The 14,665-nt window shown below is 71.2% G+C and carries 14 protein-coding genes; 5 read left to right on the forward strand and 9 right to left on the reverse strand.

Features of this window, described 5'->3' with window-relative positions; all coding sequences use genetic code 11:
* Nucleotides 1-12: 12 nt before the first annotated feature.
* A complete protein-coding gene (locus ACZ562_RS06760; RefSeq protein ID WP_471174589.1) occupies nt 13-3,864 on the forward strand; it encodes a mannosyltransferase YkcB-related protein in 3,852 nt (1,283 codons plus the stop codon).
* 296 nt (nt 3,865-4,160) lie between these two features.
* Here ACZ562_RS06760 and ACZ562_RS06765 read toward each other — a convergent pair whose 3' ends face one another.
* The gene (locus ACZ562_RS06765) at nt 4,161-4,505 is read right to left on the reverse strand and encodes an STAS domain-containing protein (RefSeq protein WP_471174591.1); all 345 of its coding nucleotides are present in this window, start codon (nt 4,503-4,505) and stop codon (nt 4,161-4,163) included.
* 176 nt (nt 4,506-4,681) lie between these two features.
* Here ACZ562_RS06765 and ACZ562_RS06770 point away from each other — a divergent pair, with 176 nt between their 5' ends.
* The 3 genes from ACZ562_RS06770 to ACZ562_RS06780 are packed head-to-tail and all read left to right on the forward strand — an operon-like array spanning nt 4,682 to nt 6,592.
* Entirely contained in the window at nt 4,682-5,398 is a 717-nt protein-coding gene (locus tag ACZ562_RS06770) for an ANTAR domain-containing protein (RefSeq protein ID WP_471174811.1), read from the forward strand.
* Nucleotides 5,399-5,440: 42 nt separating this feature from the next.
* Nucleotides 5,441-6,154, forward strand: a complete 714-nt coding sequence (locus tag ACZ562_RS06775; RefSeq protein WP_471174593.1) for an ANTAR domain-containing protein — start codon at nt 5,441-5,443, stop codon at nt 6,152-6,154.
* A 51-nt stretch (nt 6,155-6,205) separates the two neighbouring features.
* Nucleotides 6,206-6,592, forward strand: coding sequence for a hypothetical protein (locus tag ACZ562_RS06780; RefSeq protein WP_471174595.1), 387 nt, complete (start codon nt 6,206-6,208; stop codon nt 6,590-6,592).
* 12 nt (nt 6,593-6,604) lie between these two features.
* Here ACZ562_RS06780 and ACZ562_RS06785 read toward each other — a convergent pair whose 3' ends face one another.
* From ACZ562_RS06785 to ACZ562_RS06795, 3 genes are all read right to left on the reverse strand, one after another.
* Nucleotides 6,605-7,423 (reverse strand): YceI family protein, encoded by an 819-nt coding sequence (locus tag ACZ562_RS06785; protein WP_471174597.1) that lies wholly within the window; start codon nt 7,421-7,423, stop codon nt 6,605-6,607.
* A gap of 103 nt (nt 7,424-7,526) precedes the next feature.
* The gene (locus ACZ562_RS06790; RefSeq protein WP_471174813.1) at nt 7,527-9,992 is read right to left on the reverse strand and encodes an MFS transporter; all 2,466 of its coding nucleotides are present in this window, start codon (nt 9,990-9,992) and stop codon (nt 7,527-7,529) included.
* A 94-nt stretch (nt 9,993-10,086) separates the two neighbouring features.
* Nucleotides 10,087-10,581: a MarR family winged helix-turn-helix transcriptional regulator gene (locus ACZ562_RS06795; protein ID WP_471174599.1), complete on the reverse strand. Its 495-nt coding sequence runs from the start codon at nt 10,579-10,581 to the stop codon at nt 10,087-10,089.
* A gap of 199 nt (nt 10,582-10,780) precedes the next feature.
* On the opposite strand from ACZ562_RS06795, the gene ACZ562_RS06800 reads away from it, so the two are divergent.
* Nucleotides 10,781-10,975: a hypothetical protein gene (locus ACZ562_RS06800; RefSeq protein WP_471174601.1), complete on the forward strand. Its 195-nt coding sequence runs from the start codon at nt 10,781-10,783 to the stop codon at nt 10,973-10,975.
* A 30-nt stretch (nt 10,976-11,005) separates the two neighbouring features.
* Here the strand turns inward: ACZ562_RS06800 and ACZ562_RS06805 are convergent, their stop codons facing one another.
* The 5 genes from ACZ562_RS06805 to ACZ562_RS06825 form a co-directional block, all read right to left on the reverse strand.
* Complete coding sequence (locus ACZ562_RS06805; RefSeq protein WP_471174603.1) at nt 11,006-11,197, reverse strand: hypothetical protein; 192 nt, start codon at nt 11,195-11,197, stop codon at nt 11,006-11,008.
* Nucleotides 11,198-11,760: 563 nt separating this feature from the next.
* Nucleotides 11,761-12,708: an RNA polymerase sigma factor SigF gene (locus ACZ562_RS06810; protein WP_471174605.1), complete on the reverse strand. Its 948-nt coding sequence runs from the start codon at nt 12,706-12,708 to the stop codon at nt 11,761-11,763.
* Nucleotides 12,709-12,977: 269 nt separating this feature from the next.
* Entirely contained in the window at nt 12,978-13,940 is a 963-nt protein-coding gene (locus ACZ562_RS06815; RefSeq protein WP_471174607.1) for an RNA polymerase sigma factor SigF, read from the reverse strand.
* 189 nt (nt 13,941-14,129) lie between these two features.
* Entirely contained in the window at nt 14,130-14,423 is a 294-nt protein-coding gene (locus ACZ562_RS06820; RefSeq protein WP_471174609.1) for a Dabb family protein, read from the reverse strand.
* Nucleotides 14,424-14,472: 49 nt separating this feature from the next.
* Nucleotides 14,473-14,652, reverse strand: a complete 180-nt coding sequence (locus ACZ562_RS06825) for a hypothetical protein (protein ID WP_471174611.1) — start codon at nt 14,650-14,652, stop codon at nt 14,473-14,475.
* Between the last annotated feature and the right edge of the window lie 13 nt (nt 14,653-14,665).

A 14,665-nucleotide genomic window follows, 5' to 3' on the forward strand; every position in this document is an offset into this window, starting at 1 on the left:
AAAGTCGGTGGCATGCGAACCGACTCTTCTCCCGGCACCCTTCCGGCGCGGGAGCACCTCCCGGCCAAAGAAGCCGGCAGCCCTGTCCTGGACGTAGTGATCCCCGTCTACAACGAGGAGAAGGACCTCCAGCCGTGTGTGCTGAGACTGCACGATCACCTCAGGCGCACGTTCCCGTACGCGTTCCGCATCACGATCGCGGACAACGCGTCGACGGACACCACCCCGCTGGTGTGCGAGCGGCTGGAGGCGGCCCTCCCGGAGGTCAGGGCCCTCCGTCTGGAGCAGAAGGGCCGCGGCCGGGCGCTGCGGACGGTCTGGTCCACCTCGGACGCCCCGATCCTCGCGTACATGGACGTGGACCTGTCCACCGACCTCAACGCGCTGCTTCCGCTGGTGGCGCCGCTGATCTCGGGCCACTCCGATCTGGCGATCGGCTCGCGGCTCGCCCGTAGCTCCCGCGTCGTACGGGGGCCCAAGCGGGAGTTCATCAGCAGGGTTTACAACCTCATCCTGCGCGGCTCGCTGCAGGCCCGCTTCTCGGACGCGCAGTGCGGATTCAAGGCGATCCGCCGGGACGTCGCGCAGGTCCTGCTGCCGCTGGTGGAGGACACCGGCTGGTTCTTCGACACGGAGATGCTGGTGCTCGCCGAGCGCGCGGGGCTGCGGATCCACGAGGTGCCCGTCGACTGGGTCGACGACCCGAACTCGACCGTCCACATCGTGAAGACGGCGACCGACGACCTCAAAGGGGTGTGGCGCGTGGGCAGGGCCCTGGCCACGGGTTCGCTGCCGCTGGACCGGATCACCCGCCCGTTCGGCGACGATCCGCGCGACCGCGAGATCAAGGACGTACCGAAGGGGCTGGCCCGCCAGCTCGTCGGGTTCTGCGTGGTCGGCGGACTGTCCACCTTCTTCTACCTGATGCTCTACAGCGTCTTCCGGCAGTTCGGCGGCTCGCAGGTCGCCAACGCGCTCGCCCTGCTGGTCTCCGCGGTCGCCAACACGGCGGCCAACCGCCGGCTGACCTTCGGGGTGCGCGGCACCGGCGGGGCCGTCCGGCACCAGGCGCAGGGTCTGGTCGTCTTCGGCATCGGCCTCGCGCTGACCAGCGGCTCGCTCGCCGCGCTGAACGCGGCCACCAGCGACCCGGCGCACTCCACCGAACTGGCGGTGCTCATCGCCGCCAACCTCGCGGCGACGGTGCTGCGCTTCCTCCTCTTCCGGGCCTGGGTGTTCCCGGACCGGCGCGAAGCGACGGTCGTGGCTTCGCACCCCCCCGGCGCTGCCCGCCCCGGCCTCGCCGGCCTACAGCACGCAGCAGCCGTACGCGCCGCTGCCACAGCGTCCGACGGCACCTCTGTACGCCACGGCGCCGCAGACCCCGTACCAGACGACCCCGTACCAGACGACCCCGTACCAGAGCACCCCGCACCAGACGACCCCGTTCCGCGACGGAGAAGCCGCGGACCGCACCCGGGGGGACGCGACGATGCAGCTTCAGCCGGTGCGCCCGACCGACACCGATCCGAGGGACTTCTGATGACCACCCATCACGACCAGACGACCGGGCCGGGTCCCTCCGCGTGGGGACCGCCGACAGCCCTCACCAGCACGGCGGTTCAGGAGCCCGTGCGTGCCGACGCCCCGTCCGCGCCGTCCGCCCCCGAGTCCGGCGAACCCAAGCAGCCCTTCGTAGAGAGACTGTGGCGGGGCCGGCCCGAGGACCCCCGCTGGGTGCGCCCCGCGTTCCTCCTCACCCTGCTGGTGATCGGCGGCCTCTACACCTGGAACCTCACGGCTTCCGGCTACGCCAACTCCTTCTACTCGGCGGCCGTCCAGGCGGGCAGCCAGTCCTGGAAGGCCTTCTTCTTCGGCTCGCTCGACGCGGCCAACGCCATCACCGTCGACAAGCCCCCCGCCTCGCTGTGGCCGATGGCCCTGTCGGTCCGGCTCTTCGGTCTGAACTCCTTCGCGATCCTGTTCCCGCAGGTGCTGATGGCGGTCGCCACCGCCGGGCTGCTGTGGGCGGCCGTACGCCGTCGGTTCAGCGCGACGGCAGGCTTCATCACCATGGCGGTCTTCGCGCTCACGCCCGTCGCCGCGCTGATGTTCCGCTTCAACAACCCGGACGCGGCCCTCGCTCTGCTGATGGCAGCAGCGGTCTACTGCGCCCAGCGCGCCATGGAGAAGGCGCAGACCAAGTGGCTGGTGTGGGCGGGTGTCGCCATCGGCCTCGCCTTCCTGGTCAAGACCCTGCAGGCCTTCCTGATCCTGCCGGTCCTCGCGCTGGTGTACGTCGTCCTCGCGCCGACGAGCCTGAAGAAGCGCATCGGCCAGGTACTGCTCGCAGGGCTCGCGATCGTCGTCGCGGGCGGCTGGTGGGTCGCGATCGTCGAGCTGTGGCCGGCGTCCTTGCGCCCGTACATCGGCGGCTCGCAGAACAACTCCTTCCTGGAGCTGACCTTCGGCTACAACGGCCTCGGCCGCATCAACGGCGAGGAGACCGGCAGCGTCGGCGGCGGTGGCGGCAACGGCGGCGGCAACTGGGGCGAGACCGGCTGGGACCGGATGTTCAGCTCCAGCATCGGCGGCCAGATCTCCTGGCTGATCCCGGCCGCGCTGATCCTGCTCGTGGCGGCGCTGTGGGCCGCCCTCCCCCACTCTCGGCCTCGCTCTGGAGGGGGGACTCCCATGGCCGGGCGCACCGACTCCGTCCGTGCCGACTCCGTCCGTGCCGACTCCGTCCGTGCCGACTCCGTCCGTGCCGACTTCCTCCTCTGGGGTGGCTCACTGTTGATCACCATGGTGGTCTTCAGCCACATGCAGGGCATCTTCCACGAGTACTACACCGTGGCCCTCGCCCCCTACATCGCGCCGCTGATCGGCATGGGCTCGGCCCTGCTCTGGAAGGAGCGGGACAAGGTCCGGGCGTCGCTCACGCTCGCGGGCGCCATGACGGCCACCGCGGTGTGGGGTTACGTCCTCCTCAACCGCTCCTCCGACTACCTGCCCTGGCTGAAGTGGCTCGTGCTGGTCGGCGGCCTCGGCGCCGCGCTCGGCCTGATCTTCGTGAACAGGCTGGGCCGTCGACTCGCCATGGCCGTGGTGGGCCTGAGCTTCGTCACCGCCCTCGCGGGCCCGACGGCGTACACGCTCACCACGCTGAACGAGGGTCACGCCGGCTCGATCGTCACCGCCGGTCCGGCTGTCGCGGGCGGTCGCGGTGGCCCCGGCGGCGGCGGTCGCATGGGCGGCGGTCCCGGTGGGGGCGGCTTCCCAGGCGGCCAGAACCAGCAGGGTCAGAACCAGCAGAACGGCAACGGCAACGGCAACACGCAGGGCCAGGGCCAGGGCCAGCAGGGCAACGGCTTCCCCGGCAACGGCTTTCCCGGCGGCGGCATGCCCGGCCAGAACCCGCAGGGCGGACCCGGCGGTCAGACCGGCGGCGGCATGGGCGGAGGTGGCATGGGCGGAGGCGGCGGCGTGGGCGGCCTGCTCAACGGTGCCGACGTCAGCTCCGAGGCCAAGAAGCTGCTGGAGGCCGACGCCGACAAGTACGACTGGGCCGCCGCCGCCATCGGCGCCCAGAACGCGGCGAGCTACCAACTCTCCACCGGCGAGCCGGTGATGGCGATCGGGGGCTTCAACGGCACCGACCCGTCCCCGACGCTGGCGCAGTTCAAGGAGTACGTGGCCCAGGGCAAGATCCACTACTTCATCTCCGGCGGCACCGGCGGCGGCAGGGGCGGCACCGGCGACGGCACGTCCTCGCAGATCACCTCGTGGGTCGAGAACACCTTCAAGAAGGTCACGGCCGGTTCGGCCACCTTCTACGACCTCACGCGGAAGGCGAGCAGCTGACGGGTCGGTTGAGGCTGGCCGAGGCCGGTCGCGAGAGAAAGGGCGGTGACCCCGGGCACCGCCCTTTCTCGTATCGGGGCGGGCGGTGGCTGTGCTGCCGGGTGGTCCGGTGGCCGTGGCGTTGCTGCGTGCAGGGCGGAGCGGGCAGACTCCGGGTGACGGTCGCCCAGGAGCTCGGGTGGCGGTCGCCCAGGAGCTCGGATGGGGGGATCGAGGCGATGGTGGCGCGCGGCTGACTATTCCCCGGACACCAGCCGTCGCGACGGGGCGAACCTTGGCTGACGCGGCACTAGGTCCTAGAACGCCAGGGCCTCGGCAAGGCTGCCGTACACGGGCACGTCCCGGCGCAGGCCCGTCAGTTCGAGGACGCGGCTCGCCAGGCCGTCCGGCGCCGCCACCACCCGCACCTGCACGCGGGGCCGTACCCGGCGCCGGACGTCGTCGATGAGGCGGACGCCCTGCGAGTCCATGAACCGGGTCCCGGTGAGGTCCATGACCAGGACCCGCAGTCGCCCGGGGTGGCTGTCCACGGCGGAGATGACGTGCATGAACAGGGCTTCGGCAGTGCAGAGGTCGATGTCCGCGGGCAGCGCGAACACGGTGCGGTCGGGCCGATCGGGCCGGTTCGGGATCAAGGTCACGGGTCTCACCTGGCAGACGTCCGTCCGGATTCCGGGAGGCCGCTTCCTGACCTGTCGGACCATTCCATCACGGCGGCGCGGGAGTTCGTAAGTGAGCAGCTAGAGTGCTGTCAGTCCTGTGCTCGCAGTCGGGAATGTGCTGCGGAGCTCTCCTGCGCATGGCCGTGTGGCCGTGCATGCCGAAGAGGTTCGTGGTGGCCGCGTCTGATTTTCCTGAATTGCCCCGTTTTCCTGCGGGGTTCGAGCTGGCCGAAGCCCTCACGGTGGCGGCCCGGCAACTGCACGAGACGGCCACCCCGAACAACACCCTGCGCACCGCGGTCCGCCTGGCCGTCCACATCCTGCCCGGCGCCGAACACGCCGGTATCTCCGTGATCGAGCGCCCCCATCATCGCCGTACGGTGGCCTGGACCGACGAGGTCGTGCGCTCGGCCGAGGCCAAAGTCGCGCGCCGGGAACACCCGTTGTGGACCGCGCCCGTGCTGCGGACGGAGGACCTCCAGGCCGAAACGGCCGACGCCGCCCGCACCACCCTGTCCGACATAGGCCTGCGCTCGGCCCTGTCGCTGCGCCTGCGGGCCGACCGCCGCCGGCTCACGGTGCTCACGGCCTACGCGCGCAAGCCGAACGTCTTCGACGAGACCGCCACCCGGATCGGTCGGCTCTTCACCGCGCACGTCAGCCTCGCCCTCGACTCGGCCACCGTGCGCGAGCAGCTGACGGAGGCCATGCGCACCCGGGACCTGATCGGCCAGGCCACCGGCATCCTCATGGAACGCATGAACATCGACGCGGCCGAGGCCTTCGAGAGCCTGGTGCGCGCCTCGCAGCGGGAGAACGTGAAGCTGCGCGACCTCGCCCGCCGCATCGTCGATGCGAACAACACCACATGAGGGCGGGGCGTGTCCGGGCCCGGCCGGGATACCCGTACGGTCATGAGCCCTGAGACGCCCGACACCCTTGAGCAGGCGATGGTGCGCAGCAGCGGTCTCGACACGCTGCTGCGAGATCTGACCGACCGCGCGGTGCACGCCGTACCCGGCGCCGCCGCGTGCAGCATCACGGTGCGCCGCGCCGACCGGCTGCTGACCCTGGCGGGCAGCAGGGGCCTGCCGAGCGGCCTCGACCAGCGCCAGTACGAGAACGGCTCGGGCCCCTGCGTGGCGGCCGCCGCGACCAGGACCGAGCAGTACTCCGCCGATCTGGCCGCGGAGACCCGCTGGCCCTCCTACACGGCCTACGCGCTCTCCGCCGGCGTCCGCAGTGTGCTGGCCGTGCCGCTGGACCTCGACAGCCCGGGGGGCGAGGCGGGCGCCGCGATCAATCTCTACGGCGCCGAGGCCGGGGCGCTGGGCGCGGGGCGGGAGGCGGCCCGTACGTTCGCCGCCCGGGCGACCGACGCGGTCGACGTGGCCCTGCGCATCGAGCGCCGCCGGGAGTCGGCCGCCGACGTGCGCACCGCGCTGCTCTCGCGCAGCGTCATCGACCAGGCGATCGGCATTCTCATGGCGAAGGAGCGGATCGACGCCCGCATCGCCCTGGAACGCCTGCGCCGCGTCTCCCAGGACAAGAACGTCAAACTCCGCGACCTGTGCACCGACTTGGTGGCCCGGGTGAGCCGTGACGGACGGCCGCCGTCGCGCCGGTGAATATGCCGGAGCCGGGCCGAGCCGCGCCCGTAGCCCCTACTGTTGACGGGTATGAGCGCAGAGGGCATCAACCCCGAGGACCAGTGGCCGCTCCCGCCCGCCTGGATGTGGGACTGCGCAGAGTGTGTCCGCCGGTACGAGGCGATGAAGCACGTACAGGCCGTCATCGCCGGGCTGACCGCGGAGGATCCCGGCGTCGACTGGGACGTCACGGACAGCATCGTGGGCACACAGATCAGCCTGGCCCGTCATCTGGCCGACGCGCACCGGGAGTTGCTGCCCGACTGGGATCCCGGCTGCGAGACCTGCGCGTACCACCGGTCGGGCGTGGCCGAGGCGGAGAAGACGCCGGACCCGCGAAGCGGGGCGGCCATGGTGGCCGAGGAGCACCGGGCCCGCCACCTGTTCGCGCCACCGCGCATAGTCGGCCTCATGTAGCGGGCCCCGGCGCTACACCTGGGGCAGCGACTCCCCCTGCACCGCCTGGATGTCCAGCTCCACCCGCAGCGTCGTACCGATGGCCGCGATGCCCGCCTGCAGCACCTGGTTGTAGTTCATGGTGAATTCCTCGCGCCGCAGCTCGGTCGTGGCCCGGAACGCGGCCCGTGTCCCGCCCCACGGGTCCGGTCCCGTGCCGAGGTGGGTGAGGTCCAGGTCGACCGGCCGTACGACGCCGCGCATGCTCAGCTCGCCGTGGACCGTCCAGCGGTCGGCGCCGGCCGCCGTCAGGCCGGTCGAGCGGTAGGTGATCTCCGGGTAGGTCTCGACGTCCAGGAAGTCCGGGGACTTCAGATGGCCGTCCCGCATGCCGTTCCCCGTGTCGATGGACGCGGCCCTGATGGCCGCCGTCACGCGGGACTTGGTCACGTCGGGGGCGATCTCGACGAAGGCGGCGAAGTCGGTGAACCGGCCGTGCACGCTGGAGATGCCCAGATGCCGGGCGACGGCGCCCACGCTGGAGTGCGCCGGGTCGACGGTCCACGGTCCGGGCGGCGGCAGCCCGGCCCCGCCCCGCCGGGCCAGGGTCACCGTCCCGACCTCGGTTGTGCCGCCGGCGGTGACTATCGCGCTGGAGGCGACGGGCGCGTACCCGACGGCTGTGACGATGACCGTGTACGCCCCAGGCGTCAGCACGGTCGCGTCCCGCACCGCCCCGTCCCCGTCGGCCTCGGCGCGTACCACCTGCGAGCCGGCCGCGTCGGTCACCGTCACGACCGCGTGCGACACGGCCCACCCGTCCCGCGTACGGATCTTCGCGGACAGTCCCATCCCGTTCTCTCCCTGCAAAGTCTTACGAATCGGTCGACGAAACGGACCGGCCCGCAGCGGACACACGCCTCGCTCGGAGAGCGCCCCCGCCACGGGCCAGGCCCTACCGGCCCGGGTGAGCCAGTTCGATGTCGTGGTCGTCGGTTCCGGGGCCGCCGACCGTCAGGGCCGCGGCCACGGGCGGGTAGCCCGCCGCGATGACGGTGTACTCGCCGCCGTCCAGATCGGCGAAGGCGTACGCCCCGTCCACGCCGGTCGCGGCCGTGCCGACCACGTTGCCCGCCGCGTCGACCAGCGTGACGCGGGCGTCGGCGAGGGGGCCGTGCGGTGCCCGTACGACACCCTGGAGCCGGGCGCCGGCGTCGAGGTCGACCTCGATCCGGGTGACCCCGGTGCCGCCCACCTCGACCGGCAGGGCGCGCGGCCGGTACCCGGCGGCGTTCACCGCCACGGTGACGGCACCCGGCACCAGCTCGGCGAAGGCGAACCCGCCCTGCTCACCGGTGGTCCCGGTGGCGAGCAGGTCCCCGCGCACATCGGTCACGACGACCGTCGCGTCCTTGACGGGCAGGCCCGTCTCCGCGGCCCGCACGAGACCGTCCAGCCGGCTGGTGCCGCTGAGCAGGATGTCGTACGACACCGGCTCGCCGTCGACGACGACGGTGGACGCCTGCGGCTGGAACCCGTCGGCGGCGGCGATCAGGACGTAGGTGCCCGTGCCGGGCGCGTCCACCGCGTAGGAGCCGTCGGCCAGCGCGACCGACCGGCCCAGCTGCCGGCCGGCGAGGGAGATCAGCGTGACGGCGGCCCGCGGCACGGGCGCGCTCTCGGCACCGCGGACGAAGCCGCGGACCGGGATGCCGCCGGACTGTCCTTCCGGAGGGGCCACGGTGGCGACGGCGGCGAGCCGCCCCATCCCCTCGGGACCGTCCTCGGCGGACGACGCGGCGACGGCCCAGCTCGGGACCCTCTCCTCGGGGGGAGCCGCGGCCTGCGTCCCGGCCGTGGCCCCGGCGGGGGCCGGAGCCTCGGCCGCCGGCGTCTCCCCCGCGGCCGCCTGCGCCGTCGCGCCGCTGGTCCGCAGCGGGACCTCCTTGATGAACAGCGTGATGAGGAAGGCGAGCAGCGCCATGCCCGCGGCGATCAGGAAGACGTCAGCGATGCCGTGGCCGTACGCGCTCTCCATCACCGTGCGCAGCGGCGCGGGCAGCATGTCCATGTCCGGGATCTCGCCGGTGGAGCTCGAACCCGATGCCAGGGAGGCGTACTTGGGACCGAGGCCGGCGATGCCGTCCTCGGCGTAGCCGGTGATCCGGTCGGCCATGACCGCACCCAGCGCGGACACGCCCATCGCACCGCCGAGGGACCGGAAGAAGGTGACCGTGGAGCTGGCCGAGCCGAGGTCCTCGGGGTCGACCTGGTTCTGCGTGGACAGCACCAGGTTCTGCATCATCATGCCGATACCGAGGCCCAGCAGCGCCATGAAGACCGCGGTCTTCCAGTACTCCGTGTCGTACCGCACGGTGCCCAGCAGCCCGAGGCCGGCCGTGCTGAGCACACCACCGCTGACCAGCCAGGCCTTCCACTTCCCGGTGCGGGTGATGAGCTGCCCGGAGACGGTGGAGGAGACGAACAGGCCGCCGATCATCGGGATCGTCAGCACACCGGACATGGTCGGGGACTCGTCCCGGGCCAGCTGGAAGTACTGGGCGAAGAACACCGTGCCGGAGAAAATCGCGACGCCCACGAACAACGAGGCGATCGACGACAGGGTGATGGTGCGGTTGCGGAACAGCCGCAGCGGGATGATCGGCTCGCTCGCCCTGGACTCGACGTACACGAAGGCCAGGCCGAGCAGGACCGAGCCCGCGACCATGGTGTACGTCTGCCACGACAGCCAGTCGTACTTGTCACCGGCGAAGGTGACCCACACGAGCAGCAGCGAGACCGCGGCCGAGACGAAGAACGCGCCGGCCCAGTCGACCTTCACGTCCCGCTTCACGACCGGCAGGTGCAGCGTCTTCTGCAGCACGATCAGCGCGATGACCGCGAAGGGGACGCCGACGTAGAAGCACCAGCGCCAGCCGAGCCACGAGGTGTCGGTGATGACACCGCCGAGCAGGGGGCCGCCGACCGTGGCTACGGCGAAGGTCGCGCCGAGGTAGCCGGAGTAACGCCCGCGCTCGCGCGGGGAGATCATGGCCGCCATCACGATCTGCGCGAGGGCGGACAGACCGCCGACGCCGATTCCCTGCACCACGCGGCAGGCGATGAGCATGCCGGGGTTCTGCGACAGACCGGCTGCGGCCGATCCGAGGACGTAGATGACGAGGGCTGTCTGGACGAGGGCCTTCTTGTTGTACAGGTCGGCGAGCTTGCCCCACAGGGGCGTGGCCGCGGTCATCGCCAGCAGTGTGGAGGTGACGACCCAGGTGTAGGCGGACTGGCCGCCGCCGAGGTCGCCGATGATCTCCGGGAGGGCGTTGGAGACGATCGTGGACGACAGGATCGCCACGAACATCCCGAGCAGCAGCCCGGAGAGCGCCTCCATGATCTGCCGGTGTGTCATCTGGACGCCGTCGGAGGAGCCTGTGGAGCCTCTTCCGTGCCTGGCGTGGGCCCGCACACCGGCTGGTGTGGTCGTTGCCATGGGCTTCCTTTTCCTACGTGCTCGCGGGTTTACGGGTGGTCTGTTCGGGTGCGGGCGGTGCCGGCCGGGACGGAGCGGACCGGCAGTCGCCGAAGCTCGCCCTCAGCCGTGCCATGAGCCGGGTGAGCTGGTCGACCTCGTCGTCGCTCCAGTCGCTCAGGCGCTCGGCGAGCATCCGGGTGGTCCGCAGGGACAGCTCGTCGACCTGGGCCCGGCCCTCGGGAGTGAGGCGCAGGATGCGCGAGCGCTTGTCCGCCGGGTCGGGGGAGCGCTCGATCCAGCCGCGCTCGGCGACATGGGCGACATGGCGGCTGGTCACCGACATGTCCACGGCGAGCAGCTCCGCGAGCTTGCTCATGCGCATGTCGCCGTGGCGTGCGAGCAGCGTCAGTACGGCGGCGGACCCGCCCGGACAGTCGCCCGGCAGCATCCGCCCCATCTCCCGGCGGACGGCACCGAAGGCGCTGAACTGGGAGATCAGCTCCTCGTACAGCGCCCGCTCGCCCATCGCATCTCGATCCCCCGTTTTTGTTGCTTAGGGCAACCATAGATTGATTGGTTGCCGCAGGCAAATAAAATGCCGGAGTGCGACACAAAAACTTGGCAAAGGCGCATATTGCGACCGTAAATGTGCAGGTGGGGAGAGGTGGTGCAGGGGGTGAGCCCCCACTTGGGCCGCACCCGGGGATTCGCTAGTGTCTCGGGGCATGGCGAACACCCAGGGCCCCCAGGGCAACTACGACCCCGCAGGCAGCACCCAGATGTTCCGCGCGTTCGTCGACGAGGCCCCGCAGGGCCGGCAGCCGGCCGCGGCCTCCTCGGGGCCCCGCATCGGCCTGATCGTCGGAGTGGCCGTCGCCGTGGCGATCGTCGCCGCGGTGGCGTGGCTGGCGCTCAAGTAGGGCGGACACCCCTCGGCGCACAGCGCACCGCTACGTCCACGGGACGGAGACGTCCCGCGTCCCGGTGCGCATATCGAGCGGCACCCTCCAGGCGTCCACGCACGGCGTCCAGGTCCTCTCCTTCCGCGCGCCGGGACCGATCGGCGCCGGGAGCGCCTCCATGGACTCGATCGTCCCCCAGTCGCTCGCCGGCGCGCCGATGACGCGCGTCCCGAGGGTCACCGCGCCCGAACGCGCCGCCGGTCCCCGCTGTTGTGGAATTCCGCGGTCACCTTCTGGCGCCACCGCTCGTCGGTGGGCTCACGCGCGGGGTCGCCCCAGCTCGGCACGGCGGTGCCGCGGGGCGGCGGTGTGCGGCGCGGAGCGCGAGGTACGGCGAATTCAAGGCCGCGCGACCGGACTTGGCGCCGTCGGCCGAGGGGCCGGGGTTGTCGGCCGGCTCGCGTGCAGCGGGCCTGGGACCCGGACTCCGCTCGAACTCCGGCTCCCGGCAGGGGAGTCGCCCTGCCCGGCCTCCCGTCCAGCGGCACCGGCGTCACACCGCCCGTCGGCGTCACCGCCGTGGCCGAGGCGCGGGGAGACGGACCGCCCGCGGCGCCGACCGCGACACGGCCGCCGCCTCCCCGCCGCACCTGCACGCGGCCCGTCCCCCGCCGAGACGGACGACGGCCGCCGACGCGCCGGTCCCGGCGCGTCGGCGGCCCGGTGTCCAGGTCGCTCGGAGCATCGCGTCAGCGTGGCTGACGCTCCGTCAGGAAGGCGCCCTTCGGGCCCCCTCGGCCTCCTCAGTCCGAGATGAGTCCCTCACGCAGCTGCCCCAGCGTCCGGGTCAGCAGCCGGGAGACGTGCATCTGCGAGATGCCGACCTCCTCGCCGATCTGGGACTGGGTCATGTTGGCGAAGAAGCGGAGCATGATGATCTGCCGCTCGCGGGGCGGGAGTTTGGCCAGCAGGGGCTTGAGCGACTCCCGGTACTCCACACCTTCCAGCGCGGTGTCCTCGTAGCCGAGCCGGTCCGCGAGGGAGCCCTCACCGCCGTCGTCCTCCGGTGCCGGAGAGTCGAGGGACGAGGCGGTGTACGCGTTGCCGACCGCGAGTCCGTCGACGACGTCCTCCTCCGACACCCCGAGCACGGCGGCGAGTTCGGTGACGGTCGGCGAGCGGTCGAGCTTCTGGGAGAGCTCGTCGCTGGCCTTGGTCAGGGCCAGGCGCAGCTCCTGCAGCCGGCGCGGTACGCGCACCGACCACGAGGTGTCGCGGAAGAACCGCTTGATCTCGCCGACGACCGTCGGCATCGCGAACGTCGGGAACTCCACGCCCCGTTCGCAGTCGAACCGGTCGATCGCCTTGATCAGGCCGATGGTGCCGACCTGGACGATGTCCTCCATCGGCTCGTTGCGGGAGCGGAAGCGGGCGGCCGCGTAGCGCACCAGCGGGAGGTTGAGCTCGATGAGGGTGTCCCGGACGTACGGGCGCTCAGGGCTGTTCTCGTCGAGTGCGGCGAGCCGCAGGAAAAGGGAGCGGGACAGGGTGCGGGTGTCGATGGCCTCCGAGGCCGACCAGGCCGGGACCACAGCGGCCGGCGAGGCCGGGACGTCGGCGGCCGGAAGGGCCGGGGCCGGTGTGGCCGCGAGAGCCTTCACCTCGTCGATGGGGCCGAGCGCGGCGTCGGCGGGCGCGGACTCGCTCTTTGTGAGCGTGAGCACCTTCGAGCTGCCCTGGTCTGCGGACATGCCACCCCCTTTGGGTCGCGGGACGGTCGCGGCGAACGCTCCCGATCTGAGGAACGCAGCCTTCACCTGAATACCGGAGCCGGAGCCCCGGCAAACGCGCTTACGGAAGAATGTCACATGTCGGCAACACGCTGTAGTGACATGTCGACATGTAAGACGCTGATCCGCCCTGGAAAGAGGGGGTCTGACGGTTTATCAGCGCAGAACTGTCGGGAACCGCCCTGGTGAGCGATTCGCTCGTGGCGGTGACGAGTCGATCCCGTATTCGGTTACGCGTCGATCCTGTTCGCGGAGCGCAGCCGCTGGAAGCTACGCGCGAGTAGCCGCGAGACGTGCATCTGGGAGACGCCGAGTTCGGCACTGATTTGCGACTGGGTGAGATTGCTGTAGTAGCGCAGAAGCAGAATTCGCTGTTCCCGTTCGGGGAGTTGGACCAGCAGGTGCCGCACGAGATCCCGGTGCTCCACCCCGTCCAGTGCCGGGTCCTCGTAGCCGAGCCGGTCCAGCAGTCCCGGCAGCCCGTCGCCCTCCTGCGCCGCCTCCAGCGAGGTGGCGTGGTACGACCGCCCTGCCTCGATGCAGGACAGCACCTCCTCCTCGGTGATGCGCAGCCGCTCGGCGATCTCGGCGGTCGTCGGAGTGCGCCCGAAAGAGGTCGTCAGGTCCTCGGTAGCGCTGTTGACCTGCACCCACAGCTCGTGCAGCCGGCGCGGTACGTGGACCGTGCGGACGTTGTCGCGGAAGTACCGCTTGATCTCACCGACGACGGTCGGCATGGCGAACGTCGGGAACTGCACGCCCCGGTCCGGGTCGAAGCGGTCGATGGCGTTGATGAGCCCGATGGTGCCGACCTGGATCACGTCCTCCATCGGCTCGTTGCGGGAGCGGAAGCGGGCGGCCGCGTAGCGCACGAGCGGGAGATTCGCCTCGATGAGCGCCCCGCGCACCCGGTCGTGCTCCGGTGTGCCGGGCTGGAGCTCCTTGAGCTGGGCGAAGAGCACCTGGGTGAGGGCCCGGGTGTCGGCGCCGCGGCTGCGCTGCGGGGCCGCGGGGGCGGCGGTTTCCAGGGGCGGGGCGGCGTCCTGGGAGGGTGCGGCGGCTTTCAGCGGTGGGGCGGCTTCCGGGGCGGGGGCGGCGGTTTCCAGGGGTGGGGCGGCTTCCGGCGCGGGGGTGGTTTCCGGGGGTGTGGCGGCTTCCAGGGGCGGTGCTTGAGGCGCAGTACTGGCCGGCACGGTCAACTCCACCTCGTGATCCATCAACTCATCCGTCAAAAGCGGTCATAGCATCACAAGACATGTGCACTGTGTGCAAGCACCGCATAACGCCGTGTTGAGGGCAGGTTGATGTGCGGGACGCAGAGAAGCCCCCCGCCGTGCGGCGGGGGGCTGGGCAGTGAGCGGGCTCGGTGCGGCGAGGGGAGCTCAGTACGGGTAGTCGGCGATCACCCAGGTGGCGAACTCCTTCCAGAGCGCCACCCCCGCCTGGTGCTCCGGGTGCTCCACGTACCGCCTGAGCGCGTCCACGTCCTCGAACCCCGAGTTGATGGCGAAGTCGTACGCGATGGGCCGGTCGCTGATGTTCCAGCCCAGCTCCCAGGAGCGGATCTCGGGGATCGTGCCGTCAAGGCCGCGGAAGGCCTCGACGCCCTTCACGACCCGCGGGTCGTCGCGCTCGACGCCCTCGTTGAGCTTGAAGAGGACCAGGTGGCGGATCATGAGCACTCCCAGGAGGTGCGAGGGGGCCGCTTCGGATGCTTCGGCCGCCTCAGTTGGGGGCTCCGTCGGCGATCCACGACATGAAGTCGCCTATGGCCCTGGCGGCGCCCGATATGCCCTCGAACCCTATCTGGACGTAGTCGGCCGCCTTGGACGGGTCCGTGATGATCACGTAGAGCACGAAAACCACGAGCACATAGACGGCGGCCTTCTTCGAATTCACCGCCACTGCGGCCTCCCTG

This window comes from Streptomyces sp. NPDC040410 (assembly GCF_055595715.1).